The organism is Venatorbacter sp. C2-1 (genome assembly GCF_022832715.1).
Classification (GTDB): Bacteria; Pseudomonadota; Gammaproteobacteria; order Pseudomonadales; family Oceanobacteraceae; genus Venatoribacter; species Venatoribacter alkanivorans.
In genome coordinates, this window is sequence record NZ_CP094879.1 from 1,467,869 (window position 1) to 1,493,211 (window position 25,343).

Sequence of the window (25,343 nt, forward strand, 5' to 3'; positions counted from 1 at the left end):
GTACGCCAGACATAAAAAAGCCCGCAATGTCACAGATCATGGCGGGCTTTTAAATCAGTAAAGGCTTACTGAGCGCTGTCTGCCAGACCGGCAGGCTGCAGCGTAAAGCGTGACAGCTGTTCGCGTTGCAGGCTGTCGAGCGCTGGCCAGTCCTGTACCGCGCCGCCCTGGGTCAGCAGCAGCCAGGGCTTGCCACGTTCCAGAATGGCATTCTGGTAGAGTGCGCGGACTTCGTCCTGGCTCAGGGTTTTCACCTCGGCGGCGATGGCTTCGTTGGTATCGAAGCTGTAGCGCTGCACTTCAATATCACGCCAGAAGCGGGCGACTTTTTCCGCCATATTTTTCGGTTTTTCCAGCAACAGAGTGCTCAGGCCCTGACGGTAGGAGTTAAATTCTTCCTCCGACATGCTGCCCAGCTGCTGTTCGAAGTTGCTGAAAAAGCTCAGGCTGCTGTCGAGAATTGCCTGTGGCGAAGCTTCCGGTGACTGCACGATAAAGGCCAGGCCCGGAATGGTTTGCTGCGGGAATGGCGTGGCAAACACGATATAACCCAGCTGCTGTTCGGTGCGCATGGTCTGGTAGTAAGGCGCACTGAGAATCTGACCCAGCAGTGCGTAGCGTGCACGGTTGCGGTCGCTGCCTTCCTGGCCCTGCACATAGAGCACGATGGCGGTGTCCTGGTGATCCAGTGTCAGGTTTTTCTGGTACTGGCCGGCTGGAATCTGCAGCAGTTGTGGCAGAGCGACCTGAGCGGCTTTGGCCGGATACTGAGCGTCAACAATGGCGGCCAGCTCTTGTGCCTGAGCTTTGCTCAGCTGACCATGAACATACATCTGCACGGCCAGTTCGTTGCTGAAGGTGGTGGCGTATTGCATAACGTCTTCACGGCTGACTGCGGCCAGAGCCTGAAGCAAATCGGCCTGATCGAAGCTTGGTTCGTACAGCCAGTTTTTCAGCACCGCCAGTTCACGTTCAAACGGCTTGTTCTTCAGCTGATTTTCCAGAGTGCGCTGCAGCGAGGCTTTGTAGCGGCCGAAGTCTTCTTCACTCAGGTTGATGCTGTTCATTTCGCTGAGAACGCGCTTCAGCAGTTCCGGCAGCTTGTGCTGATAACCACCCAGCGCCAGTTCCAGGCCTCGGCCGGAGGCATTGAGGCTGTAATTCAGACCGGCCAGATAGGCCGGATAGCTGTAGGTGTTCAGCGCTTCGTTAACGGTGCGGCTGTACAGCTGCGCCAGTACCCGCTGACGCGCGGAATTCTGTACGCTGGCCTGTTGCAGCTGCACCATCACCCGGGCTTTCGGCATGGCGAATTCATGCTCCGGGTAATACCACAGCAGACGGCCGGGTTCGCTGATCAGTTTTTCCGGAGTCGCCTGGGTGCTGTCTGCGTGCAGGGTAAAGTCGGTCGGAATAAACGGATTCGGTGCCGGCAGTGTCAGGCTTGCCAGACCCTCGGTGGTCACCGCATCGGCGCGGTAATCGCCGGGGCGGATACGGATCGCGGTGCCGTACCATGGGTCGATGGTTTCGGTGGCAATCTGTGGGGCGATCAGGGTGCGCAGCATGTTACTGGCGGATAACGCATCCAGATAAGGCTGCAGCTGTTGCTGGCTGATTGGCTGCCAGCGGTAATCGCCGTAGATAATGTCTTCAGCCGGATACACCAGCATGTTGCTGCTCAGGCGTACCACGTAATCACTGATGCGGCTCTGTTCCTGGAAGCGGAATGACAGGTCGCTCAGTTGCTGCTGCTCGGTAAGCAGGTATTGCGGCAGCGGCTGTTGCTTCAGCAGGTCGATGTAATGCATCAGCGCCTGGGTAATGTTTTCGGTATACAGCAGGCCCAGTTTGGTCAGCTGAATCTGCACCACCAGTGTGGTTTCGTCCTGAGTGCTGAGTGAGCGACCGGCGCTCAGACCTTCGGCCCAGCCTTTCTCTTTCAGGAACGCCAGCAGGCTGCCTTCACCTTCGTGGCCGATCAGGTTTGACAGAATCTGTACCGGTTTATAGGCATACAGCGACTGGGTTTCCGGCATCGGGAAGGTGAACTGCAGGCGGCGGATTTCTTTCACCGGCTCAATGTTCATATCCAGTGGCAACTGGCCCTGAATAAACAGGGGCGGATTAGCAACATGAGCTACGGTCTGACGCTTTGGTACTGCAGAAAAATGACTTTTTGCCCAGGCTTCCAGCTGATCCAGCTCGTATTTACCGGCCAGTACCAGGGTCATGCGATCGGCAGAGTAATGGCTGTTGTAGAAGGCCAGTAACTCGTCGCGGGTTTTGCTGTCAGGACGGTCGGACAGGGTATCGAGATTACCGGTGGCAAAGGATGCGTATGGGTGATCCGGATTCATCGCCTGTTTTTCGGCGGAATAAATACGGCGGAAATCGTCTTTCAGTTTAGAGCTGTATTCGGCATGAACGGCGTTTTTCTCACGCTCAACGTAGGCTTCGTCGAAGGTTGGCGAGATAAAAAACGGCGCGAAACGATCCAGTGCACCGCTTAAGGCTTTGTTATCGATGTCGAAAAAATACGTGGTCTGGCTGTGGGCAGTAAAGGCGTTATGGCTGCCGCCATGACGGCTGATATAAGCCTGATATTCACCGGCTTCCGGGTAAGGCTCGGTACCGAGGAACAGCATGTGCTCAAGGAAGTGAGCCAGGCCTTCACGGCCTTTGGGGTCATCGCCACTGCCGGCATCGACGCTGACGGCGGCAGCGGCTTTGTCGGCATTGGGGGTATTGACCAGCAGCACTTTCATACCGTTATCCAGAGTCAGATAACGGTAATTAAAAGTGTCAGCCGGGCTGACGATCAGTTCGGGTCCGGCGGAAAACTTAATCATAGAAAATACGATTGCGCCCAGTACGATGAATAAAAACGTCCAATAACGTGGCGATAACATGCCTGCTCCCTAGTGTGCAGTTCCGTTGTAATGAATGATGGCCTGCGCATCCGCCAGGGTATGGCGTTGCGGATCCAGCTGTTGAATCTGGTTGAGACGGTGCTTGCTGTCTTCGAGTTCCGCAACCAACAGGGCAAACTGACTTTCGAAGGCGTTATCGATAACAGAATACAGCTCTTTGACCGGGTCTTCGGCGCTGGCACCGGCTGGGGTACGCAGGGCTTTCAGGCAGGCGAGGGCAATCTGGTGGTAGGCTTGATCTTTATTCACAACGGGCTCCTTTTAACAGGAGCCTATCATAACCCAAGGAGCCTCTGAATAACCCGCTACCCACACGGGATTGCAGAAAAGTTCTGCATCATTCAGCCCAGTTCGGCGCTGGGCGAGAACCATTGCAGCTGGTCGGCGCTCAGCTCGCGCGATAATACCGATCCGGATAACCAGTCGACATTACTCTGATGGGCCGAAGCCAGGGCTTCCGTGTTGTCCATTCCCGGAGCGTAAATGGTCAGCTCATGATCGTGAATGCGCTGCAACAGACGGCGGCTCTGTGGCAGCGACTTACTGTTGCGCATATGAATGAGGAATTCCGGAGCCAGACTGACGCCCTGAATCGGCAATGACAGTATCTGGCGGGAGTTGAGGAAGCTGCGGCCGAAGTTGGCAATAAACAGCTGACACTGCTGGGTGCGCAGTTCGTCACGCCAGTTAAGATCGGCTTCATCCTGGCTGAGAATGCAGTCTTCGCCGAGGATGATATGGCATTGCAGGGGCAGGCGCTGACGGGCTTCAGCAAGGGCTTTGACAAAGGCCCTGACACTGGCTGGCGGTTGCTCAGCTGCAGGCATAATAATGTGCAGTTCATGATCAAAGTGTTGCTGCCAGATATTGCCGATGGCTCTGAACCAGGCAACCCAGCCGGATTCATTGTAGGTACTGGCTTCCGGAGCCTGCAGTGCGGTCAGTGTTCCCTGCTGGTTAAAGACCGGCAGAGCCCGGAACTGGCTGCTGGCGTGATGTTGATCGGCAACCGGTGTGGTTGTGGTCGTACGCGGTTGTTCTTTTCCGCTGGTCGCCGGCAGGCCCAGGCGGCGGCGCAGCCAGTCATCCCAGTGAGCGATGCCTGTGGGTTTCTGTTCGATGCTGATCTGTGGTTGCAGCAGAATTGGCTGTCCCTGAAAACTGACGCTCTCATTGAAATCCTGCTGAATATTCTGGCTCAGCCGTTCAATCTGTTCCGCAGATACCGACGCCGGCAGCAGAATCAGAAAGGTATGTGGTTGTGGTGAGTAAATCTCGTAAAGGTCATCTGTTGCGGCTTGCAGGCGCTCGTAGCAGATGGATGACAGATCTTTATGGCTTACTTCTTCTGGCAGCGCGACCACCATCAGCTGTGGCTCAGTACGGGCATCGTCTGCCGCCTGTTGCAGGCGTTGCAGGTGGTGCTCGCCGGAGTAGCGCTGCAGCTCGTCTTTAAGATCGCGTTGCGGAGACTGGTCGGACGTCACAAAGTTGCAGGAGCACAACCGGTACTGGCTGCCTAACGGGGTGATTGCCATCCAGGCTGGCAGGTTTAGCTGCCGTGGGCCGGTAAGGTTGAAGTGGCCAAGCCAGGTCTGCTGCTGTTCTACCTGACGGGTTACGTCGGTTTCCAGTGTCACGGGCATTGAAGAAAGGGCGTGGGCAAAGAGATTAATACCCAGCAGATCGCTTTCTTCACATTGCAGGGCCTCGCACAGTAATGGGCTGGCCATGCGTACAATCCAGTTGTTGTCAGTCAGCAGCATTGCCTGTTCGGTCTGTACCGCCTGACTGACCTGTTGCAGGTTTTTCAGTAAATCGTGCTGCTTCAGACCTTCTTTGATATCAATACCGAGTAACAGGTTGTCCCAGGGTTTGGCGACAAAACGGTGAACATCGCCTTGCTGCCAGGCGCTGCGCAGGGCGCTGTAATCAACCTGGCCAGACAGCAGCAGGCGATAGGTGGCGGGAGAAATTTCACGTGCTTTCCGGCACAGGGTCAGGCCATCCATTCCCGGCATTTTGTAATCGGTGATCAGCAATTCAATGTCATAGCGCTGCAGGATGGCAAGGGCTTCATCGCCACTGCTGGCCTCGTGGATATGAAAGGGCTCTGCACGCAGCATACGGCGGATGGCCTGAATAATGCCGGCCTCATCATCGACGAGTAAGACGTTCCTTTGCATTCTTTTTCTCCTGGCGGTTTAACATGGCCTGAGTCTGTCCTGAGCCAAAGCTACTGTAGCATCCTGCTTCTGCTTTATGTATGGCTCTGCCCGGGGTGAGGCAGGGGAATGTCGCAATTTGCTCATTTCTCCTTGCATTGGCGAAAGGCTATCTATACTGAAACCAGTGTAGTTGCTGACTTGAGATAATGCTGTGAGGGAAAAACAGGCCTTAACAACCGGAGAAGTGGCGAAATACTGCGGCGTGAATTTCCGCACCGTTATTCGCTGGATTGAACGCGGTCACCTGGATGCCTATAAGCTGCCGGGGCGCGGAGATAACCGTATTCCGGTGAGCAGTTTTATTACGTTTCTGCAGGACAATAATATGCCGGTGCCCGGTGATTTATCGCTGGGAGTAAGAACGCTGGTGTTATTGGCTGATGCAGAAGATTTTTCCGCCGATGTGGCTTCTTTTGTCCGGCGTGCAGGCTGGGAGCCGTTGGTGACCACCGACCCGATTCAGTTTGGTTTCCTGATTGCCGAACATCAGCCGGGAGCCATTGCTGTAAATTCTGCAGCTGCTCAGGATTCGGTTGCCCGCCTTATGCGCGACAGTGAATCCCGTGAAACCCTGTATCTGCTGATCAGTCGCCACGAACCGGAGAAACCGGCAAAGGATGGCTGGCTGAGCTACCAGTGGCCCAGGGATCAGCAAGCTCTGTTGGCATTTCTGACGGGTGACGCTGCTGCATAGTGAAACTCTGGGTCACAAAGGACTGAGACCTGTCCGGAGAGGGAGCTATGACTTTTTCTGCGTTACTGGGATTAACGCTTCTGCTGGTTTTACTGGTTCTCTGGCTGGCCAGCTGGTGCTGGCGTCTGCGGCGGGAGTTAAAAGAAAACCTTGCCTCGGCTCAGCGCTTCCGCATTCTCTGGCAACACCTGCCTGACGTTATCACCGAAATTGACCGTGAAGGCCGTATTCTGGATGTTAACCATTTGTTTGATGGCTTTACTCTGGAAGATGTTGCCGGCAAATCATCGGTCGATTTTCTGCCGCAGGATCAGGCTATCCGGTTTACTCAGAGTCTGGAAGCTGCGATCAGGAGCCACTCCCCTCAATCCTTTGATATTACTCTGCGCGATCCGCAGGGCCGCATTAACTATCTCCATAATCAGCTGATTCCGCTGAGTTTATACCGCGATTTGCAGAGTTTGCTGGTGATCAGTACCGATGTTACCGAGCAGAAGCTGGCGCGGGATATTCTGACTGCAGAAAAAGAACAGGCGGAAGAAGCGAATGTGGCCAAAAGCCGCTTTCTGGCCAGTATGAGCCATGAAATCCGCACGCCGATGACCGGGCTGCTGGGGATGGTTTCCTTACTTGAGCAAACACCTTTGTCATCTGAGCAAATGGGCTTTGTACGTATTATTCAATCATCTTCAGAACACCTGCTGACTATCGTTAACGATATTCTCGATATTTCCAAAATTGACGCCGATAAGCTCACGATTGAAGAAGAAAGTTTCAATATCCGTGAAATGATCGACAGCCTGATTGTCATGATGAGCGCCAGAGCGCGGGAAAAAAACCTGAGTTTGCAGTTCTTTGTAGAGGATTCGGTGCCGCACTATGTCATTGGTGATGCCATCAGAATCCGCCAGATTCTGATGAATTACCTCACTAATGCACTGAAGTTTACCGAGCAGGGCCATGTTCTGCTGCGCCTGGTTGTGGTCCGGCGCCAGTTCAGCCAGGTGTTGCTGCGTTTCTCGGTAGAGGACTCCGGTATTGGCATCGCCGCAGACCGGGCTCTGCAGTTGTTTGATGAATACAGTGTCGCGCATGGGCGTCTGTCAACGCTGGTCGGTGGTACCGGGCTTGGTTTAAGCATTTGCCGTCGTCTGGCGACGCTGATGCATGGCAAGGTCGGGGTGATCAGCTCGCCTGGGCTGGGGTCAAACTTCTGGCTTGATCTCAATCTGACGATTGCGGCCAGTGATCTGCCATCAGGCCAGCATCAGCCGGATACCAATGTTCATAGCGGCACGCTCTGGGTCTGTGATGAGGCCCGGATTAATCGTGCATTACTGGTATCGGTCGTACGCCGGCTGGGTATAACGGTCAGAGAGTTTTCTGTTGCTGAAGATCTGCTTGATGCCCTGAAAGATGCCAGGCCCGATATTCTGGTTCTGCCTTATCGTTTGTTTAGCCTTTATCGGGACGGAGTTACCGCCAGTCTGAGCGAGGGGGGCACCCGCCTTGCGGTAACGGCTGCAGACAACGTGCCGGTGCCGGAAGCGGATTTGCTGGCACAGGGGATTAATGCATTCTGGGACTGGCCGATCAGTCAGGAGCACTTACAGCAGCTCTTGTTGCGCTTGTTTGATGAAAACAATAACCATCAATTGATTACCCGCTTCGGCCGTCAGTTACAGGAACATTCACCCGACCCGGGGCAGTTACAGGGCATCCGTATACTGCTGGCCGAAGATAATATTGTGAATCAGAAAGTCGCTACCCAGATGCTGGTCCGGCTGGGGTGTGAGGTTACGCTTGCGGCTAATGGGCAGGAGGCGGTTGAACTGTACCGCCAAAAAGAGTTCGATCTGGTGCTGATGGATTGCCATATGCCGGTTATGGATGGGCTGGAGGCAACGAGGCAGATACGCAGCCTGACGCAACGCCGGCAGATTCCTGTTATTGCATTATCGGCGGATGTTATGGCTGAACAGAAAGCGGCCTGTAAACAAGCCGGGATGAATGGTTATTTATCAAAACCTATTCGCCTGGAGGAGTTGCGTCAGGCGTTATGTGGTTTTCTCTATCCGGATCAGAGTGCGCTGCCATAAGGTATGTAGCGGTTATCGGTCAGGCTCTTCAGATGACGGATTGCGTCTTTTTCCGGCAGCTGACCATTCCTTTTCAGGGTGCGGAAAATCCAGATTGCCGGGTTCTTAGCGCCGCACTGCCAGCCACTGAATTTCATTTCTGCCAGCGTAAAAAAGGTTGCCAGCTGAAACAGCTCATCTGCACTGAAGGTTTCCAGAGCCGGCTGCCACTGCTCCTCGGTGAGTTGTATATGGGAACGCAGCGTTTTAACAGTATCTTCACCCAGCTGTTGCTCAGCCTGGGAGCTGTCGCCGGCCATGAGCGCTGTTACTGCCAGACATTGTTGTAACTCTGACGCGCTGATCTTGGCCGAACCTTCGGTCGATGGCACCCATTCATCAATCATTTGCTTTAACCTTGGTCGTTATCTTAAGCAGGGGACGATAGGATATACTAATCCGCCCGAATTCTTAACAAGCCAATGGGTTGGCGATCTGGTGTGCCAGCCACGATCAGCGGGTGGATTGGTTTTATTTTTGCCCCGATAACAGTGAGACTACATGCAGGATCTATATTCCGATATCCGCCCTTATCATGACGATGAAGTCAGGCGTGTTATTCAGCGTCTGACTCACGCCAGAACTCTGCAGCACGCATTGGTTAAATACCGTTTTCCCGCGTTGCCTTCCTGGCTCAGACAGGCATTGTTGCCTCTGGCTGGCTGGTATCTGCGCCGTCGTACTGCACATATTCAGACCGTTGAAGCCTTTCAGCGTTGGCTGGCTCCGTGGATTGCGGGGCTGTTGGAAAAATCAACCGATGAAATTGTGGTCCGGGGGCTGGAACATTTATCGGCGGACAAAAGCTATCTGTGGATTTCCAACCACAAAGACATTGCCATGGATCCGACTCTGATTAATTACAGTCTGCATCACGCCGGCTGGCCGACCAGCCGGATTGCGATTGGCGATAATCTGCTGGGGCACCCGGATGTTGCCGATATTATGCGTCTTAACAAAAGTTTTGTGGTTAAGCGCAGCATTGCCAATAAACGTGAAAAACTGCGTGAATTACAAAAGCTATCTGCCTATATCCGCAGCTCGCTTGAGAGCGGTCATTCCGTCTGGATTGCCCAGCGCGAAGGGCGCGCCAAAGATGGCATCGACAGAACCGATACTGCGGTACTTAAAATGCTGGCGCTTAATGGCCGTGAGCGCGGTGAGGATTTTACCGCGACGATGACAGCCATGTGTCCGGTGCCGGTGTCTATTCAGTATGAATGGGACCCCTGTGATGTACAGAAAGCACAGGAGCTGGTTACCCGTGCAGAAACCGGCCGTTATGAAAAAAGCGATGATGAAGATACGCGCAGCATCCTGCTGGGGCTGACCGGGGCCAAGGGGCGTATTTATGTCGATTTTGGCCGGCCGCTGAACACTGAAGAACTGGTTTCGGCCGATACGATGGCTGCTGCTATTGACCTGCAGTTGCAACAAATGTGTGAGATCCTTCCGGTGCAGCAATCGGCTCTGAATTTGTTGCAGCAGGAATTTTCGCTGGCAACCGAACTTGTCTGTGGTGATGTGGTCACTGCAACACATGAACAGCTGCTGCTGCGCTTGCAGGGCTTGGACCGTCCGGTCCGTAAACGCCTTCTGCAGACCTATGCCGCACCGTTATTACAGAAAATGGCAGCGGTAAGCACAAGTGAACCGCAATCAGGAAGCATTGAATGAAAACATTATGGATCCCGGCTCTGGCCTGTCTGACTCTGACCGGTTGTCCGGAATTAGGGCGGGAGTGGACAGATAAGGAAGAAACACTGCTGGTGGATTATTACAAAGTGCAGTGTGATAAGGATGACAGCAAGCTGTGCTTCCGGGTGCGTGAAAAAACTACCGACAGCTGGAAAACCGCCGATCTTCCGTTTACTGGTTTCAGCAGCTTTGTCTGGGGCAACCGCTACAGCGTTACTGTGAACACCAGTTTTAACAGCAGCGGTAAAGACAGCGCTTATGAATTCCGCGCGGTAAAAACTACCACGGCGGTTAATCCTGCTGATGAAGCCTTCGCTTTAACCCTGTACAGTCGCGCCGGAGTGCTCACTCCCCAGAATGACACGACCTGGTCTCTGGGAGATGAAATTACTTTTGCCTGTGGCAGCTATTGTGCGCAGATTAAAAGTGCCGTGGATGCGCAATATGCTTTGCAGCTGGAATTCACAGCCAGTGCCGGTGCCGTAACCCTGACCTCTCTGTTGTGCAGTGCCAGTGAAAAGGATTTCTCCAGCGATTGTTCCGGAGAAAGCACGGTCAGCTGGACGGTGGCACACTTTCAGTCAGAGTGTGGTCTGGCTGAGGCTGCAATGTGTCTGCTGTATCGGGTAAACAGTTCTGACGATTTCTCGTTGTTACAGCTCTCTGGTGATATCAGTAATTTCACTCCGGTCTGGGGTAAACAATATGATCTGAAAGTGGTCAAAACCCTGTCCTCGGGCGGCAGCATCAGTAAAGCGGTACTGAAGGAAAATGACAGCAGCCCGGATGATAAAGCCAACAGTACTTATCCGTTTAAATTTATTCTGCGTGGCAGTGCGCTGGCGGCGAATAATGCGGGGGTTATTACCGGTTACGATGGCGCCGCGAATATGAACTGCAGCAGTAATTCGCTGTGCGCTGATCTGGATAACTACATTGATGATGATCAGTGGTTATTGCTGAAAGGATATGTCGATGGCGAGCAGATTCTGTTGCAGGAAATTATTTGTCACGATGATGTGCTGGCTGATTTCAAAGAGTGTGTCGCAGATGAAAAGGATGTCACCTGGTCATTCTGATGTGATGGTTTAACCATAAAAAAGGCCCTTATTCAGGGCCTTTTTTATTATCAGTAAATACCATTAATCCTGGCGGTTAATCAGTTCGCTGATGCGCTGGTTAGCCCGTGGAGCAACAGATACATGCGGGAATTCCTGCACAATCTTACGGAAGTAGGCCAGTGCTTTCTGATTATTGCCGGCCTGATTATATGGACTCATATAGATCAGACCCAGCTGGTACAGGGATTTGGCCCGCATTTCAGCTGACGAAGCTTTGTTATCGTAGAGAATCAGATAAACCGCTTCAGCATCGGCAACCCGGGCTTCGGTAATCGCCCGCTCGCTCATCGGAGTGAGTTCAGCGTCAAACGGTGTGTTGTCCGTTTTCAGCAGTTTACTGCGATCAACCTGTTTCAGCAGTTGTGTGGCCGATAGCTGTACCGGTTCATTCTGGCGGGCTTCAATAACCTGAATACGCTTGATTACTTTTTCTTTCAGACGCGAGTCAGGAAATTCAATCCGGTGCTGTTTAAGGTAGGCCAGTGCTTTCTGGTCATCGCGCTGATCGTTGTAGCGGTTCATGTAGAGTAAGGCCACCTGATAAATCGCCAGCGATTTCATGTTACTGCTGTAGTCAGGATCGCTGTAGCCTTTCATATAGGTGCTGGCGGCCTGTTCAGTTTTGCCGCGGCTGATGGCCTGTACAGAAAAGGTGAGCAGGTCTGGCTCTTCCTGCAACGCTGCTGCTGCACGGACTTTTATATTTTCATCGTAGCGGGCCACCTGGTGGCCACCTGCTTCAGCAATAAGCAGAGGTGTTGCTGCTGCACAGCCGGTCAGTATGGCAACCGTTGCCGCTGTCAGTATGGCTTTGATCATTATCGTATCCCTGATCATATTTTTAGAGTCTGGTGAGAGCGGCTAGTGTAATCAGCACCCTTCGGAATGGAAAGGTATAGTCAGGCCATATACTGGTTATTTATGACCAGGGTATGAAAAGCCCGGCTGGCGGGCTTTGGCAAGATGGTAATCAGAGGAAAAAGGCAGCGGTAATTCCGGCCAGAGCACCAATAACTGCACCAGCGGTGGCAGCCCTGATAGCTGTTTTTTGCAGCTCTTTCTGTAATTCGCTGCGGGTAGTGGCGAGTGTTGCTTCCAGTGCTGTCTGGCTGGTTTTCATGATGGCGATCAGGTCGTCAGCATTTTTCTTGTCCAGTTTGTCGGCAACCGTAACGGCGAGGCGCTGATTCATTACCCGGGTTTTCTGAAATAACGCCTGTTCTGTCAGCGTCTTATTAACTTCCAGTTGCCAGCGTTCCTGTTGCTGATGCATGCGCGCCTGAATCAGATCCAGTTGATGGGTCTGGTGGGTTTGCAGTTGTTGTGTCGTGGCATCCAGACCGGCACTGATTTCTGCTTTGGCTTCAGCAATAGCATTACGCAGATGCTTTTGTACGAGCTTATCAATTTCAACCAGTGCAATGGCCGGGGACTGAGATTTTTGCTCATCATTGGCGGCGGGCTCATCCAGAGACTGAATGACGGCCATAACGGCTTCATGGCTGGCGGGCTTGGCCAGAACACCATGAGCTCCGTGAGACAAAGCCATTTCCTGATATTCCTGCCCCTCTTTGGAGGTATACATAATGGTCGGAATGGTAGCCGTACGGGGATTGGATTTAATCAGCTGGGTTGCTTCCAGACCATCCATACCCGGCATCATATGATCCATAAAGATGACGTCAGGCTGGCTGCTTTCGAGAAAACTGAGCGCCGCTTCGGCACTGTCGACGGCATCGGCCTGTACATTAATTTTACCCAGCAGGCGCTGCAGCATCATGCGGGCGGATTTGGAATCATCAACGACTAGAGCATTTTTTATGGTCATGATTTGGCTCGTTCTGGACAGTCCGGCCGATAATAAGACCAAGATGCCTCTGATGGGTCAATAGGCGCAGGCGCCATCCTGTTTCAGTTTGTGGCAAATTACCACTTTTCGCGCTAAAAAGTCTGATCTGCCCAGGCCAATCTGGCATAATCCTGTGTTTACTGTTAATGAATCTGTAATGATTGTGACTTCTCATGCTGTCTTGATTAAACGTGCGTCCAGCGCATCGGTTCTGGTCGCTGTGACCCTGTTGTTAGCTAAAGTTTTCGCCTGGGTTATCAGCGATTCCGCCAGTGTGTTGTCATCTATGCTCGATTCTTTAATGGATATTGCAGCATCACTGGTGAATTTTTTTGCCGTACGTTATGCGCTGATGCCGGCGGATGATGATCATCCGTTCGGGCACAGTAAAGCTGAAGGTCTGGCGGCGCTGATTCAGTCGGCCTTTATTCTGGGCTCGGCGGTGGTGCTGCTATTACACGTATTTGATCGTCTGCTTAATCCCCAACCGCTGACCGCTTTGGGAGAGAGCATCGGTGTCATGACGTTTTCGATGTTCGCCACTATCGGCCTTGTGCTGTATCAGCGCTGGGTTTTCCGTCAGACCGGATCGCTGGCGATTAAAGCCGACTCTGCCCATTATTATGGTGATATTCTGACCAACGTGGCGGTTATTATGGCGTTAATAGCAGCTTACTGGCAGCAATACTGGTTTGATCCGGTTGTGGCGCTGGCTATTGCCGGTGTGTTGTTTTACAGCGTGTACGGCATTGTCAAAGAAGCGCTGCAGGTGCTGATGGATCAGGCCATGCCGGATGAGGATGAGGCCGAGCTGAAAGCGTTGATTAACAGCTGTGAAGGCGTGCGTGGGTTTCATGATTTACGTACACGGCAAGCAGGGGCGCTGCAGTTTATTCAATTTCATCTGGAGCTGGATGCGCTGCAGCCGCTGAAGTCCGCACATGCTATCGGGGATCGCGTTGAGAAACGCATTCTGGAACGTTTTCCCCGTGCCGAAATCATTATTCACCACGATCCGGTCTGAACGCAGATGATCTGGCGGGGATGGCTGGTATCACTGGGACTGGCACTTTCCGTGTCAGCATCGGCGCTCAGTCCGGAACCCTTTCTGCAAGGTGACAGTGAGCAACTGATCGCACCGGTCGTAACGGTTCCTGTTGCTGAAGAGCCTCCTTATACCGCTCAGACTACGGTTGATCCGGCGATGCTGGATCGTTCAAAGGACTGGTTGGCCGGTTATCTGAACCGGTTATCCGGTAATATTGATACGTTCTTTGTCGACTCTTTTTTCAGTGAAGAAATCACGGACGATGATGTTAAGGGCAGCCGCGCCAAGCTGTCGTTTTATACCCGGCGGGTTTTAGGCGACCCGGTGGATTATAAATTCGGCCTGAGTGTAAAACTGGTATTGCCGCATACCAATGAACGGCTGAATTTACTGCTCGATTCGGAAGATGAAGATAACCGCGAAGCGGACCCGATAGAGAGTGTTGAAAACGTGAATTACACGGCGGCGCTGCGTTTTATTGTGCGCGAATCCGATCAATGGAAAACCAACGTGGATGCCGGTATCCGCTGGGGCGTTCCGCCTAATCCTTTTGTGCGTTTCCGCGCCCGGCGCTATGCCTATTTATCCGAGTGGGAACTGAAAGCGACACAGACACTGTTTTATTTCTCTCTCGATGGCTGGGGAGAGGAAACCCGTCTGCAGATGGATTATCCACTAAATACGGAGAAGTTATTCCGCATTAATGCCAAGGCCGGTTATCAACTGAATGATGAATATTTTAAGCTTTCGTATGATGCCGGGCTCTATCATGAACTGAGCAGTAAAGCGGCGCTGGGTTTTGTGGCCGGGGCCAGTGGCGACAGCGAATTTGATACAACTTTTTATTCCTATCATGCCGGTGTTCGTTATCGCCGTCAGGTATACAGCAATTGGGTATTTGCTGAGGTGGCACCGGAATTTATCTGGCATCGTGACAAAGATTATGGCACGACCCCGGTTATTATGTTCCGTCTGGAATCTGTGATTGCCCGCGATTAAATCACGGGCTTAAGCGGATAAATCGTGCGGAAAGTAAGGTTGATGCGTGGCTGCCGGATGCGTGCGCGCTTGGGCAGGCTGTGCTGCCAGTGCCTCTGCATACCGGGTTGCATATCCAGCAGGCTGCCGCTGGCCAGTGGCAGGATTCCCGATTGACGGCTGCTGCCTTTACGGCGTAAGGCAAAATCCCGCTCTGCGCCCAGACTTAGTGACAAAATCCGCGGATTTTCGCCCAATTCCTGCTCATCGTCAGCATGCCAGCCCATACAATCCTGACCGTCACGGTACAGGTTGCACAGCACGGCATTCAGCTGTAATCCGGTTAGCTGGTTCAGTTGCTGACAAAGAATCTGCAGTGTTGGTGTCCAGGGATCTGCGTGCAGGGTTTTCCCGGAATAGGTGTAACAGATGCCGGGATCGCCGTGCCAGGCCTGTAAACGCGGAATAATGTGCTCGCGTCCGTAAATAAAAACGCGGCCCTGTTGCCAGGGAATTTCATGCAGCAATTGCTGATACAGAGCGTTTGCCTGTTCAGGCTCCAGCAGAGCGGGGTAGAAGTGCAGCAAACCGTCGAGCAATAGGTCGGGCGACTCCATGCGGAGCCGCCATATGGGTGCCGCCGGGTTACTTGTCAAAGAAACCTTCAAACAATGGTGAAGTGAGATAGCGCTCACCGGAGTCCGGTAAAATAACGACGATTTTCTTGTCTTTAAAGGCATCCTCCTGTGCCAGGCGCAGTGCGGCCACCATGGCTGCTCCACAGGATATACCGGCCAGAATACCTTCTTTTGACATCAGCTCATGGGCCATGGCCATGGCAGCGTCATTATCAACCTGCTCAACACGGTCAATCATGCTCAGGTCAAGGTTGCCGGGAATAAAGTTGGCACCGATTCCCTGAATTTTATGAGGCCCAGGACTGATGGCTTCGCCGGCCAGCGTCTGGGTAATGATCGGAGAGGCTGAGGGCTCTACCGCCACCGACGTGATGGCTTTATGTTGTTTGATAAAGCGCGAGATACCGCTGATGGTACCGCCGGTGCCGACACCTGCAACCACAACATCCACCTGGCCCTCGGTATCGTTCCAGATTTCCGGTCCGGTGGTTTTTTCGTGGATGGCCGGGTTGGCCGGGTTATTGAACTGTTGCAGCATAATGCGCTGCTCCGGTGCTTCGGCGACCAGTTTTTCTGCGGCCTCAACTGCACCTTTCATACCCTTGGCGCCTTCGGTGAGCACCAGATTAGCGCCCAGAGCCATCATCACCTTACGGCGTTCCATACTCATGGTTTCCGGCATGGTGAGGGTAATTTTGTAGCCGCGGGCTGCTCCGACAAACGCCAGAGCGATACCGGTGTTCCCACTGGTTGGCTCAACGATTTCCATTCCCGGTTTGAGTAGCCCATCCTGCTCGGCCTGCCAGATCATATTGGCACCAATGCGACATTTAACGGAATGCGCCGGATTACGGTTTTCCAGCTTGGCATAGATTGCCGGGTGATCAGTCAGATGGCGAATGCGTACCAGCGGCGTATTTCCGATGGATTGGCTGATATCTTCAAAAACCTTCATAGAACCTCGCATGAACATGGACGTGTCAGGATATTGTCTAAAATGGAGATAGCGTGTCTTATGTCACAAAAAATAACTTCAGCTTTGCCGTGTTCTGGTGGATTCTGTCAACACCAGCAGGCGGGTGTGGGAGAACCGGTGCCAAACATCAGCAGTCAGCAAGACAGTGACACCTTAAAGCGAGTAGAGGAGCAGATCAATATCCTCTCTGGCATCCTCGAACAGGGCCGTCATCATTTACGCTTCCCTGGCCGCCTTGAACAACGTTATCTGGAATTCCGTAATCAGCGTTTTCTGGAAATCGATCAGAAAATTATCATTGCTGGCCTGCTGTTTTACCTCGGCTTTACCTGGTCGGACTTTTATCTGGGCGGGGATAACGCCGGGCTGATTTTTGCCTGCCGCCTGCTGATTACGATTTCCATGTTTGCTTTGCTGTGGTGGATTCCCCGCTCCCGTTTTGCTACTCACATGATGACCATTGCCGCCAGCGGAATTTTTATTGCGGGGCTGTCGGTTATCTTTTTTATTCAGCTGATTCCTGATGCCCTGAAATATGCTTACCATCTCGGGCTGATACCTATTCAGGTATTTACTCTGGTGGCGCTGCGGTTGAGTTACCGCTCTATGCTGATTGTTTCGGTATCGCTGCTGAGTTGTTACGTAATGATGCTGCTGATCAGTGATGCACCGGAGCTCAGTGCTGAGCTGGGGGCCATCGTTGATATTTTTATGCCACTGTTTGTACTGTTCTGGCTGTTGTTGATCGGTATGGGGGCTTATCTGGCTTATGCCATAGAGTCTTCTGCGCGCAGCGATTATATGAAAAACCGCTTACTGGCGCTGGAAGCAGAGCGCTTGCAATACCTGACCCGGCGACTGCATCTGCTGTCGACCACTGACAGCCTGACCGGCATAGCCAACCGCCGTTATCTGGAAGAGTGTCTGGCCAGCGAATGGCGCCGCTGCCTGCGGGCGCAACGGCCGTTGGCCCTGATTATGATCGATATCGATAATTTCAAAGATTATAACGACCGTTATGGCCATCAGCAGGGGGATCGCTGCTTGTACGATATTGCCCGTAATATGGCTTCATTCTGCCAGCGGCCCGGAGATCTTTGTGCCCGGTATGGCGGAGAGGAATTTATTATTATTCTGCCGGATACAGCGCTGGGTGAAGCGGCTTATATGGCTGAAAAAATCCGTGAAAGTATTGTTGCTCTTGGTATCCGCCATGAAGCCTCAGAGTTTTCTGTGGCAACCATCAGCGCAGGCGTGGCAAGTATGATTCCAACGGCGGAAAACAGCAGTGACGATTTGTTGCGTATCGCCGACCGGATGTTGTATCAGGCTAAAGATCAGGGCCGCAACTCGGTGGTTGCGGCCTGAGCCTGTCTGCTGATTACCTACCGGCGATTATTTAACCGGCATAGCAAGGTGCACTCAGCTGGCGTTATGCAGAGCGCTCAGTTGCTGGTCTTTTTCTTCCCACAGCTGCTGTACCCATTGCTGGAAGTGCAGGCGGTAGGTGTCGTCATTTTCGTAGTCACCATCCAGCAATTCTTCCGGGATCGGCTTTTCGTTAATAATCACAGTACAACGCTGCATCTTTCCCTGTAAAAAGTCCCAGAATGTCGGAATTCCATCCGGATAGTGAATGGTTACGTCCAGAATTGAGCGGAACTGGTTACCCATCGCATTCATGGCGAAGGCCATACCACCGGCTTTGGGTTTGAGCAGATGCTGAAACTGAGAGTCCTGATCGTCGTGTTTACGCTGAGTAAAGCGCGTACCTTCGAGAAAATTCATCACGCTGGTCGGCATTTCGCGGAATTTTGCACAGGCTTTACGGGTTGTCGCCAGATCCTGTCCGCGTTTTTCCGGATGCTTTTCCAGATACGCTTTGCTGTAGCGTTTCATAAACGGGAAATCCAGTGCCCACCAGGCCGCGCCCATTACCGGAACGCGGATCAGTTCCTGTTTAAGAAAAAACTTCAGCAACGGAATGCGGCCGTTCAGCGCATGTTGCAGCACGATAATATCTACCCAGCTCTGATGGTTGCTGATAACGAAATACCATCCCTTTTTATCCAGACTTACCGGCCGCTGAATATTCCAGTTCATTTTCTGTGTCAGCATCATCCAGCCGGAATTACAGCTGACCCAGGCATTGGCAATGGCAGTCAGAATCGCGGTGACGCCTTTGCGTACCAATGGCACGGGAATAATGATTTTTACAAAGGTGAAGATAAACAGCAGGGAGCACCAGAACACGATGTTGATAAACAACAACAGGCTGGCAATAACACCGGTAATAACCGCAAGCATTTATTATTTTCCTTTATTTTGTTGTGACTGAATCGCGGTGAGAGCGATGGTGTAAACAATATCTTCAATCAGTGCGCCACGGGACAAATCGTTTACCGGCTTGGCCAGGCCCTGCAGCATTGGTCCGATGCTGATGACATTGGCGCTGCGCTGTACCGCTTTATAGGTGGTATTGCCCGTATTCAGATCCGGGAATACCAGTACGGTTGCCTGCCCTGCGACCGGGCTGTCCGGCGCTTTACTGCGCGCCACACTTGCCGTGGTAGCTGCATCGTACTGCAAGGGCCCGTCAATCAGCAATTCAGGGCGCTGCTGGCGTACCAGTTCGGTGGCCGCGCGCACTTTTTCCACATCGGCGCCGCTGCCGGATTTACCGGTGCTGTAGCTGAGCATGGCAATGCGTGCGGGAATGCCCATGGCAATGGCAGAGTCGGCACTCTGCATGGCGATATCGGCCAGCTCCTCAGCATCCGGATCAGGGTTGACTGCACAGTCACCGTAAACCAGTACCTGATCCGGCAGTCCCATAAAAAAGACGGAAGATACCAGCTTGGCGCCGGGCGCTGTCTTAATCAGCTGCAGTGCCGGACGGATGGTGTTGGCAGTGGTATGAATTGCGCCGGATACCAGACCATCCACTTCATCCAGCGCCAGCATCATCGTGCCGAGCACCACGTTATCTTCCAGCTGCGCCAGCGCCATAGGTTCGGTCAGCTGCTTGTGTTTGCGTAATTCGACCATGCCGGGTACATAGCGGGCACGTACGCTGGCCGGTTCAATAATCTGCAGACCTTCCGGCAGCTCCACCTCATTGGCCTGGGCGATCTGGTGGATACGCTCCGGATCACCGAGCAGCACACACTGGGCGATACCGCGTTGCTGGCAGATTGCCGCCGCCTGAATGGTTCGTGGCTCTTCGCCTTCAGGCAGTACGATACGCTTTTGTGCGGCACGCGCTTTGGCAACAATCTGATAGCGGAAGGCCGCCGGGCTGAGGCGTGAAGCATGGGGCTGGCCCAGACGTTCCATCAGTACCGGAATATTCAGGTGCTCGGCAACGGTGGTCATGATGTGCTGTACCCGGTCAACGTCATCAATGGATACGTGAGTATCCATCTGCGTCAGTTGCTGGGCAGTGGTAAAGGTATCCATGCGGGTCTGCAGTACCGGAATACCGGTCTGCAGTGCCGGGCGGCAGAGGTTAATAACCTGTTCGCCGGGTTGAAGTCCGCTGGTCAGCAGCAGTCCGGCCAGCGGAATACCGCTGCTGACGGCCATGGCTGCAGCCACAATAATATCGTCGCGGTCACCTGGGGTTACGATCAGCGTGCCGGGACGCAGGACATCCACCATATTGCCCAGTGTGCGGGCACAGAGGGCAATGCGCAGTACGCGCCGGTCAGGTTCGCCTTCGTGCAGGGTCTGAGTATCCAGAGCACGGGCAATATCGAGTATGCGCGGACTGACCAGTTCGGCTTTCCAGGGGATAACGCCCAGTACCGGACATTGCTTCATGCTGAGCTGCCAGAAAGCATCCTGTTCCTGTTGGCTGACCCCTGCGTCCTGAGACATCAGTTCGCCGGAGGGAATGACCTGCTGAGCGGGTGCTTTGCCTGCTTTGTTGATAATGCAGCCCATCAGATTGGCCTGAGAGCCGCCAAAAATACCAACCTGCAGCTTCAGCTCCGATTGTATCTGGGCGGGACTGCGGTTACGGCCACTGGCCACCAGAATTACTTCTGCATTCAGGGCTTTCGCCATCTCGGCGTTGAGTTTGGCGGTGTAGGGTTCGCTGCGGTCAGGCACCAGGCCTTCGATCAGTACCACATCGCAATCGCGGCTGACTTCATCGTGCAGGGCGATTACATCTTCCAGTACACGGTCGAGCATGCCGTCGCTGATACGTTGCTGTACCAGATTCAGGTGCATCGGATCAGGGGTTGTCAGGTGCAGTACGGTGCGCACCAGATGGCTTGAACGTTCGCTGGCGGCGTAACCCGGAGCAACCGGCTTAACGAAGCCAACCTTCAGACCCTGCGCATCCAGCGCGCGGATCAGACCGAGGCTGATGGTGGTGAGTCCGCTTTCCAGCCCGGTTGGGGCAATAAAAATATTGATCATCAGAGGTTCAGTTCGCAGCAATCAGTTGGTAAGTGTCGAGGGCAATCATGCGCTCTTCTGAGGTCGGTACCACCATAACCAGCGGTGAGCCGGGCTGACTGATGCGTCCGTTTTCATCGCCGTGACAACGGTTTAGTTCGCTGTCGAGACGGAAGTTCATCAGGCGCCAGGCGGCCAGAATACGCTGGCGTACCGGTGCGGCATGTTCGCCGATACCGCCGGTAAAGACCACGGCATCAATGGTTGGCAGAGAGGTGGCTAAAGCGGAAAACTGACGGGCAACGCGGAAACAGAATACCTGGATTGCGCGGTGCGCGCCTTCATGACCTTCGGCCTCGGCGGCGAGCAGGGTGCGCATATCGTTACTTAAACCAGACAAACCTTTGAGGCCACTGTTGCGGTTAAGCTCGTGCATGATCTGCTCCAGTGACAGATTACGGCTGCGCTGCATATGTTCAATCAGGCCTGGGTCAATGTCGCCACAACGTGATCCCATAACCAGGCCTTCCAGGGGGGTCAGGCCCATGGAACTGTCGACCGAACGGCCACAGAGCACGGCAGCAGCGCTGCAACCATTCCCCAGATGGGCAATCAGCAGGTTGCAGTCTTCAGGGGCTTTTTTCAGGCGGCGGGCGGTTTCCTGCGTGACATAGCGGTAGCTGGTGCCGTGGAAGCCATAACGGCGCACCGCATCCTGCTCATACCACTCGTAAGGCACGCCATACAGGTAGGCCGACTCGCTCAGGGTCTGATGGAAGGCAGTGTCAAATACGGCGACCTGTGGCACGCCGGCAAACAGCTCGCGGCACAGCTCAAGCCCGAGCAGATTGATTGGGTTATGCAGTGGTGCCAGGGGGGACAGCGTCGTCAGGCGCTGCTGCTGTTCGTCATCAATGATGGTGCTGGCATGAAACAGTTCACCGCCATGCACAACCCGGTGGCCGATGCCCTGCAGATTTTGCAGCACTGAACCACAGCGCTCAATAAAACTCAGCAGTGCGGCTTTATGGCCGGAGTCTGCGGGCAGGTCACCCTGATATTCAATAGCGCCCTGAATACGGATGCTGGGCTGGTGTTCATTCAGGCGCTCGGCCAGTGCAGTCAGCAATGGCGCGGATTCATCGGGATTAGCGTACAGAGCAAACTTAATGGATGAGCTGCCACAATTGATGACAAGTACAGATTGGTTCACAGCAGATTCCTTGCTTTTATCGATGTATGCCCGGCTCAGGCCGGGCTGACGGATTTCAGGCTAACTTCCAGACGTTGCAGAACGGTGTAAGCCCCACGACTGGCAACCTCCGGCAATTGCCCCATCGCAAATTTCAGCGCGTAGAGGTAATCGCCTCCCGAGGCTTCAGCACGAATAATCACGGCGGGAATGGCTTGCAGACGGTGGTCACGGCTTTCGATGCTGATCAGCAGCCGTTTACCGACCTTCATTTTCAGTGGCGAAATAATGGCAATACCGCCGATGGCAAAATCGCGGGCGATGGCCATATGGGCTTTTTTCGGCCGGCCAAACAAATTCAGCATGCGGATTTCCAGCTTCAGCGGAGAGGCATCGTAGCGTTGACGGAAACGTCGTTCATTGGCTTGCACATTACCCCCTGGGGACTGGTTGCTGCTCGGCGGGAAGGTTTTCCTGCAGAGGCTGCTGGTCATAGCGGTTCAGTTTATTGTGTTCGATCATATTACGAATTTCGTCAATATACTCCTGACCACGGGTTGAGTAGCCATGCAGGCCTTCGGTCAGGGTTTCGCCGCTGGCGTAGCCCCTCTGCTCGATTTCCTGTTCACGCAACTCGCGCAGCTCACGGTAGCGCGGGTGGCTGTTCAGGTTGCGCATATAGCTTTCGACTGATTCCAGTGGTGATTCAAAGGCGCGTACTTCATGACGCGAACTGCCGCCACGGGCTTCAGGCACCAGACCACAACCCTCGCGGAAACACCACTGCCCAAACAGATTGTTGCCTTCCTGAGCAAAGCGCGAAGTGCCCCAGGCGGATTCGTTGGCGGCCTGAGCCAGTACCAGTGATGGCGGAATGGTGTTGACCCGCAGTAGCAGCAATGCTTTCTGCTCATCTTCGTCGTCGGTATTCACGCGGTATTTGATCAGCAGTTCCTGCAAGGTTGCCCGGTCACGTTCGGTTAATTCGTCAGGCGCCAGATACCACTTCTCCACGATCTGACGCTCGGCCAGCACCCGTGTATTGGCCTCTTCAATTAACGGCAACAGGTAAGAGAAGAATGCGTTTTTCTTTTCTTTAACGTTCTGGTAACTGCTGAAGTCAGGCAGCGGCTGTATCTGCGCGCTGGCACTGCGGACGTCATTGTCTGGTTGCGGGGTGTCTTCCCGGCAACAGCCGGCTAATCCCAGAATGATGATAAATGCTAAGTACTTTGGCATGTAAGAAACTGATTTTTTTAAGAAAGCTTCGTCTAAGTTTAGCGAATTTAACGCATTCCCCCCAGTACCGGAGCGTGAAGAAACGTCGGCAACGAACTGTCTTGCTGATTGACACAATTGAAAGGCATCCGAGTCAGAATATTGTCTTATATTCACAGTCCAGTGATTTTTTGTTACCGCTTATGCGCTTTGGTGTATTCTTGCCGATAAAGCAATAAAGGCGCACCAAATACGCTGGAGTGCGCTGTCTACGTAATATTCAGGAAGCCGATTCTATGTCCAGTCAGCCATTGGTCATCATTGCTGCTGAAACCCTTGCTCTCCAGGCTCAGCTGGGGGATTTGCTGGCTGCGGAAGTCTGTGTGACCGGAGCGATCAATCGCGCACAGCTTTATGACTGGCTGGATGAGCCTTCGCAGATACCGGATCTGCTGATTCTTGAACAGGGCTTGCTGGAAGAAGATCTCCCGGCCTTTTGCCGCCGTTGGCATAATCATCCGCAAACCCGTCATTGCGATATTCTGCTGTTGGGTAGCGCTGATGAGGTTCTGGAAACAGAAGCGCTTATGGCAGGGGTTGCTGATTACCTGCGTAAGCCGCTGAACCCGTTGCTGGCACTGACCCGGATAAAAAAACAGCTGGCCCAGCGGGCACAATGCAAACGGCTGGAAGCCTTGTCGGTGACGGATGGTCTGACACATATTGCCAACCGCCGGTATCTGGATGAATTTCTTTGTGCGGAGTGGCGCCGGGCACAACGGGAAGGCGGTAATATCGGCCTGATGATGGTGGATATTGATCACTTTAAAAGCTTTAACGACCATTACGGCCACCCGCAGGGTGACCGTTGCCTGACTCAGGTGGCGCAGTGTCTGCAGAAAACGGTACAGCGGCCACGGGATCTGGTGGCCCGTTATGGCGGCGAAGAGTTTGCACTGGTTCTGCCGTCTGTTCACTTTGAGGGGATGGCCGTGGTTGCTCAGCGTTTGCAGGCTGCTATCGCCGGGCTGGCGATTGCTCATGCAGCGTCTGCGGTGAGTCAGTATGTGACCGTGAGTATTGGTCTGGCCTGGTGCGAACCCCAGGCCGATGAAAGCCATGAGCTGTTATTGGCGGCTGCCGATGAGGCGCTTTATGCCGCCAAATCAGCCGGGCGTAATCAATTCAGTGAAACGGTGAATCTGGCGCTGGTGCGCCAATTGCTGGAACACTGATCGTTCAGTTACTGCTTAAATTGGCACTCAGTTTATTCAGCAGGGCGCTGAGGCGAGACGAGGTACTCTGACGCCGGGTTTTCTGCAGCGCAATCCGTTGGAAATCTTCCAGTGCCTGCTGCAGTGAAACCAGTCCGGTGCTGATGACTTCATATTCGTAATGATGATCCTGAATGCTGATTTTCAGCAATTCCATATATTCTGCATTCAGCAGCTGCATCAGGTTAAAGACCTGATCTTTTTCTTCGCAGTTGCTGGCTTCCCAATAGGCATCTTCCAGTGTCTGAATCAGGTCCCAGATCAGTTCGCTGGCCTGACTGATGGTCATGGTGGACATAAGGCTCCTGTACAACATTGATGGTGACTGCTTTAAGCGTAGCAGACCGTCGATATCATGCCGTACAGGTGCGGTTGATCAGTGACTCGGGGCAGGCTTGCGGCGGATATACAGGGTTTTACGTGCGCGGGCGACCAGTTCGCCCTCGGCATCGACAATGTGTACTTCATAGGTCGGCAGAAATTTTTCGCCGTTCGCGGTTTTATCGCGGATTTCGGCCAGCATGGCATCGGTTACCAGAAAATGTGCACTGACAATACCGCGTCCGGGTTTTATAAAATCAATTTCAGCGCTGGCATCCCAGACGATGTAATCGCGGCCGAGACTGTTCATCAGCAACAGCATGTAAAACGGGTCAATCATAGAGAACAGGCTGCCGCCAAAGTGGGTGCCAACATAGTTACGGTTAAACCAGCGCAGCTTCATTTCGACTTCGGCTTCGCGGAAGTCTTTGGCCAGATAGCGGACTTTGACACCCGCGCCGAGATAAGGCCCGTAAACATTAAGGATGCGGCGTAAACCGGATGCAGAGGTCAGCCACTGGGTGAATTTTTTAATCATAACTTTCTCACGGCATTATTGGCGGCCGCGCAGTCTAGCGGTTGTGGCTGATGCGGAAAAGACAGAAATAAAAAGGAGCCCGCAGGCCCCTG

At 53.4% G+C, this 25,343-nt stretch carries 23 protein-coding genes; 8 read left to right on the top strand and 15 right to left on the bottom strand.

Features of this window, described 5'->3' with window-relative positions; all coding sequences use genetic code 11:
• Positions 1-65 precede the first annotated feature (65 nt).
• The 3 genes from MT343_RS06620 to MT343_RS06630 form a co-directional block, all read right to left on the bottom strand.
• The gene (locus tag MT343_RS06620) at positions 66-2,912 is read right to left on the bottom strand and encodes an insulinase family protein (RefSeq protein ID WP_145469350.1); all 2,847 of its coding nucleotides are present in this window, start codon (positions 2,910-2,912) and stop codon (positions 66-68) included.
• Positions 2,913-2,921: 9 nt separating this feature from the next.
• Positions 2,922-3,182, bottom strand: coding sequence for a hypothetical protein (locus MT343_RS06625; RefSeq protein ID WP_145469351.1), 261 nt, complete (start codon positions 3,180-3,182; stop codon positions 2,922-2,924).
• Between the two features lie 92 nt (positions 3,183-3,274).
• Positions 3,275-5,119: an EAL domain-containing response regulator gene (locus tag MT343_RS06630; RefSeq protein ID WP_145469352.1), complete on the bottom strand. Its 1,845-nt coding sequence runs from the start codon at positions 5,117-5,119 to the stop codon at positions 3,275-3,277.
• 193 nt (positions 5,120-5,312) lie between these two features.
• Between MT343_RS06630 and MT343_RS06635 the strand changes: the two genes are divergently transcribed.
• Together MT343_RS06635 and MT343_RS06640 are read left to right on the top strand one after the other, a co-directional pair.
• Positions 5,313-5,855: a helix-turn-helix domain-containing protein gene (locus tag MT343_RS06635; protein ID WP_145469353.1), complete on the top strand. Its 543-nt coding sequence runs from the start codon at positions 5,313-5,315 to the stop codon at positions 5,853-5,855.
• 47 nt (positions 5,856-5,902) lie between these two features.
• Positions 5,903-7,954, top strand: a complete 2,052-nt coding sequence (locus MT343_RS06640; protein WP_145469354.1) for a response regulator — start codon at positions 5,903-5,905, stop codon at positions 7,952-7,954.
• Here MT343_RS06640 and MT343_RS06645 read toward each other — a convergent pair.
• Positions 7,936-8,340, bottom strand: a complete 405-nt coding sequence (locus MT343_RS06645) for a hypothetical protein (protein WP_145469355.1) — start codon at positions 8,338-8,340, stop codon at positions 7,936-7,938. The two genes, MT343_RS06640 and MT343_RS06645, sit on opposite strands and share 19 nt — an antisense overlap.
• 154 nt (positions 8,341-8,494) lie before the next feature.
• On the opposite strand from MT343_RS06645, the gene MT343_RS06650 reads away from it, so the two are divergent.
• Together MT343_RS06650 and MT343_RS06655 are read left to right on the top strand one after the other, a co-directional pair.
• Positions 8,495-9,670, top strand: a complete 1,176-nt coding sequence (locus tag MT343_RS06650) for a 1-acyl-sn-glycerol-3-phosphate acyltransferase (protein WP_145469356.1) — start codon at positions 8,495-8,497, stop codon at positions 9,668-9,670.
• Entirely contained in the window at positions 9,667-10,770 is a 1,104-nt protein-coding gene (locus MT343_RS06655; RefSeq protein ID WP_145469357.1) for a hypothetical protein, read from the top strand. Before MT343_RS06650 ends, MT343_RS06655 begins: the two co-directional genes overlap by 4 nt.
• Positions 10,771-10,833: 63 nt before the next feature.
• On the opposite strand, the gene MT343_RS06660 is transcribed toward MT343_RS06655, so the two are convergent.
• A complete protein-coding gene (locus tag MT343_RS06660; RefSeq protein WP_145469358.1) occupies positions 10,834-11,631 on the bottom strand; it encodes a tetratricopeptide repeat protein in 798 nt (265 codons plus the stop codon).
• Positions 11,632-11,782: 151 nt separating this feature from the next.
• Complete coding sequence (locus MT343_RS06665; RefSeq protein ID WP_145469359.1) at positions 11,783-12,640, bottom strand: response regulator; 858 nt, start codon at positions 12,638-12,640, stop codon at positions 11,783-11,785.
• A gap of 178 nt (positions 12,641-12,818) precedes the next feature.
• Between MT343_RS06665 and MT343_RS06670 the strand changes: the two genes are divergently transcribed.
• Both MT343_RS06670 and MT343_RS06675 read left to right on the top strand, forming a co-directional pair.
• Positions 12,819-13,685, top strand: a complete 867-nt coding sequence (locus MT343_RS06670; RefSeq protein ID WP_145469360.1) for a cation diffusion facilitator family transporter — start codon at positions 12,819-12,821, stop codon at positions 13,683-13,685.
• A gap of 6 nt (positions 13,686-13,691) precedes the next feature.
• On the top strand, positions 13,692-14,708 hold the full coding sequence (locus MT343_RS06675; protein WP_145469361.1) for a hypothetical protein: 1,017 nt from the start codon (positions 13,692-13,694) through the stop codon (positions 14,706-14,708).
• Here the strand turns inward: MT343_RS06675 and MT343_RS06680 are convergent.
• Positions 14,705-15,304, bottom strand: coding sequence for an alpha-ketoglutarate-dependent dioxygenase AlkB family protein (locus MT343_RS06680; RefSeq protein ID WP_145469362.1), 600 nt, complete (start codon positions 15,302-15,304; stop codon positions 14,705-14,707). The two genes, MT343_RS06675 and MT343_RS06680, sit on opposite strands and share 4 nt — an antisense overlap.
• Positions 15,305-15,332: 28 nt before the next feature.
• Positions 15,333-16,280, bottom strand: a complete 948-nt coding sequence (gene cysK / locus MT343_RS06685; RefSeq protein ID WP_145469363.1) for a cysteine synthase A — start codon at positions 16,278-16,280, stop codon at positions 15,333-15,335.
• Positions 16,281-16,418: 138 nt separating this feature from the next.
• Here cysK and MT343_RS06690 point away from each other — a divergent pair, with 138 nt between their 5' ends.
• Positions 16,419-17,669: a GGDEF domain-containing protein gene (locus tag MT343_RS06690; RefSeq protein ID WP_225691677.1), complete on the top strand. Its 1,251-nt coding sequence runs from the start codon at positions 16,419-16,421 to the stop codon at positions 17,667-17,669.
• Positions 17,670-17,723: 54 nt separating this feature from the next.
• Here MT343_RS06690 and MT343_RS06695 read toward each other — a convergent pair whose 3' ends face one another.
• Genes MT343_RS06695 through MT343_RS06715 form a run of 5 tightly spaced genes read right to left on the bottom strand, consistent with a single transcriptional unit; the run spans position 17,724 to position 23,139 of the window.
• A complete protein-coding gene (locus MT343_RS06695; protein WP_145469365.1) occupies positions 17,724-18,608 on the bottom strand; it encodes an acyltransferase in 885 nt (294 codons plus the stop codon).
• A 3-nt stretch (positions 18,609-18,611) separates the two neighbouring features.
• Positions 18,612-20,729 carry a phosphate acetyltransferase gene (pta, locus tag MT343_RS06700; RefSeq protein WP_145469366.1) on the bottom strand — a complete coding sequence of 706 codons (2,118 nt, stop codon included), beginning with the start codon at positions 20,727-20,729 and terminating at the stop codon, positions 18,612-18,614.
• Between the two features lie 7 nt (positions 20,730-20,736).
• On the bottom strand, positions 20,737-21,921 hold the full coding sequence (locus MT343_RS06705) for an acetate/propionate family kinase (protein ID WP_145469367.1): 1,185 nt from the start codon (positions 21,919-21,921) through the stop codon (positions 20,737-20,739).
• Between the two features lie 35 nt (positions 21,922-21,956).
• A complete protein-coding gene (locus tag MT343_RS06710) occupies positions 21,957-22,331 on the bottom strand; it encodes a PilZ domain-containing protein (RefSeq protein ID WP_186435938.1) in 375 nt (124 codons plus the stop codon).
• A gap of 1 nt (position 22,332) precedes the next feature.
• Positions 22,333-23,139: a glucosaminidase domain-containing protein gene (locus MT343_RS06715; RefSeq protein ID WP_145469369.1), complete on the bottom strand. Its 807-nt coding sequence runs from the start codon at positions 23,137-23,139 to the stop codon at positions 22,333-22,335.
• Between the two features lie 275 nt (positions 23,140-23,414).
• On the opposite strand from MT343_RS06715, the gene MT343_RS06720 reads away from it, so the two are divergent.
• Positions 23,415-24,353, top strand: coding sequence for a GGDEF domain-containing protein (locus MT343_RS06720; protein WP_145469370.1), 939 nt, complete (start codon positions 23,415-23,417; stop codon positions 24,351-24,353).
• A 4-nt stretch (positions 24,354-24,357) separates the two neighbouring features.
• On the opposite strand, the gene MT343_RS06725 is transcribed toward MT343_RS06720, so the two are convergent.
• Together MT343_RS06725 and MT343_RS06730 are read right to left on the bottom strand one after the other, a co-directional pair.
• Positions 24,358-24,690 (bottom strand): hypothetical protein, encoded by a 333-nt coding sequence (locus MT343_RS06725; RefSeq protein WP_145469371.1) that lies wholly within the window; start codon positions 24,688-24,690, stop codon positions 24,358-24,360.
• A gap of 78 nt (positions 24,691-24,768) precedes the next feature.
• Entirely contained in the window at positions 24,769-25,251 is a 483-nt protein-coding gene (locus MT343_RS06730) for a DUF4442 domain-containing protein (protein ID WP_145469372.1), read from the bottom strand.
• Between the last annotated feature and the right edge of the window lie 92 nt (positions 25,252-25,343).

Bases quoted from the DNA above. Each gene is read 5' to 3' on its own strand.
- MT343_RS06620 (WP_145469350.1), bottom strand. From the start codon at position 2,912: ATGTTATCGCCACGTTATTGGACGTTTTTATTCATCGTACTGGGCGCA.
- MT343_RS06630 (WP_145469352.1), bottom strand. From the start codon at position 5,119: ATGCAAAGGAACGTCTTACTCGTCGATGATGAGGCCGGCATTATTCAG.
- MT343_RS06640 (WP_145469354.1), top strand. From the start codon at position 5,903: ATGACTTTTTCTGCGTTACTGGGATTAACGCTTCTGCTGGTTTTACTG.
- MT343_RS06645 (WP_145469355.1), bottom strand. From the start codon at position 8,340: ATGATTGATGAATGGGTGCCATCGACCGAAGGTTCGGCCAAGATCAGC.
- MT343_RS06650 (WP_145469356.1), top strand. From the start codon at position 8,495: ATGCAGGATCTATATTCCGATATCCGCCCTTATCATGACGATGAAGTC.
- MT343_RS06655 (WP_145469357.1), top strand. From the start codon at position 9,667: ATGAAAACATTATGGATCCCGGCTCTGGCCTGTCTGACTCTGACCGGT.
- MT343_RS06660 (WP_145469358.1), bottom strand. From the start codon at position 11,631: ATGATCAAAGCCATACTGACAGCGGCAACGGTTGCCATACTGACCGGC.
- MT343_RS06665 (WP_145469359.1), bottom strand. From the start codon at position 12,640: ATGACCATAAAAAATGCTCTAGTCGTTGATGATTCCAAATCCGCCCGC.
- MT343_RS06670 (WP_145469360.1), top strand. From the start codon at position 12,819: ATGATTGTGACTTCTCATGCTGTCTTGATTAAACGTGCGTCCAGCGCA.
- MT343_RS06675 (WP_145469361.1), top strand. From the start codon at position 13,692: ATGATCTGGCGGGGATGGCTGGTATCACTGGGACTGGCACTTTCCGTG.
- MT343_RS06680 (WP_145469362.1), bottom strand. From the start codon at position 15,304: ATGGAGTCGCCCGACCTATTGCTCGACGGTTTGCTGCACTTCTACCCC.
- cysK (WP_145469363.1), bottom strand. From the start codon at position 16,280: ATGAAGGTTTTTGAAGATATCAGCCAATCCATCGGAAATACGCCGCTG.
- MT343_RS06695 (WP_145469365.1), bottom strand. From the start codon at position 18,608: ATGCTTGCGGTTATTACCGGTGTTATTGCCAGCCTGTTGTTGTTTATC.
- pta (WP_145469366.1), bottom strand. From the start codon at position 20,729: ATGATCAATATTTTTATTGCCCCAACCGGGCTGGAAAGCGGACTCACC.
- MT343_RS06715 (WP_145469369.1), bottom strand. From the start codon at position 23,139: ATGCCAAAGTACTTAGCATTTATCATCATTCTGGGATTAGCCGGCTGT.
- MT343_RS06720 (WP_145469370.1), top strand. From the start codon at position 23,415: ATGTCCAGTCAGCCATTGGTCATCATTGCTGCTGAAACCCTTGCTCTC.
- MT343_RS06725 (WP_145469371.1), bottom strand. From the start codon at position 24,690: ATGTCCACCATGACCATCAGTCAGGCCAGCGAACTGATCTGGGACCTG.
- MT343_RS06730 (WP_145469372.1), bottom strand. From the start codon at position 25,251: ATGATTAAAAAATTCACCCAGTGGCTGACCTCTGCATCCGGTTTACGC.